This is a genomic window from Winogradskyella rapida, assembly GCF_042675845.1.
Classification (GTDB): Bacteria; Bacteroidota; Bacteroidia; order Flavobacteriales; family Flavobacteriaceae; genus Winogradskyella; species Winogradskyella rapida.
In genome coordinates this window covers 1445-1821 of sequence record NZ_JBHTKM010000058.1, presented here as the reverse complement: position 1 = coordinate 1821, position 377 = coordinate 1445, and the positions used below count along the sequence as shown (strand labels likewise).

At 32.6% G+C, this 377-nt stretch carries 1 protein-coding gene; it reads left to right on the top strand.

The window, feature by feature from the left end; genetic code table 11:
- On the top strand, positions 1–377 hold a 377-nt coding region (locus tag ACFQ13_RS07360), incomplete at both ends, for a WG repeat-containing protein (protein WP_386115747.1).

Below are 377 nucleotides of genomic sequence, written 5' to 3'. Positions count from 1 at the left end.
CAAATATGGCGACTATCAAAAAAATTGGGCGTTAGTTAAAAGTATAACTGGTCATTACGGAATTATAAACCAAAATGGAGAAATTATTATTCCAACAATGTACTCTAAAATCGGAAAATTTACCGAAAACTCGGGACAATATGCAAAAGTCAAATCTGTATCTGGTCATTACGGACTCATTGACCGAAATGGCAAAGAAATCGTACAAACCAAATATTCCAAAATCGGAAAATTTGTTATAAACTCTAATGAATTTGCAAAGGTCAAATCAGTGTCTGGTCATTTTGGATTAATTGACAGAAATGGAAAAGAAGTTATCCCAACCAACTATGCTAAAATTGGAAAATTTGGCGAATATGGGAACGATTTAGTATTAG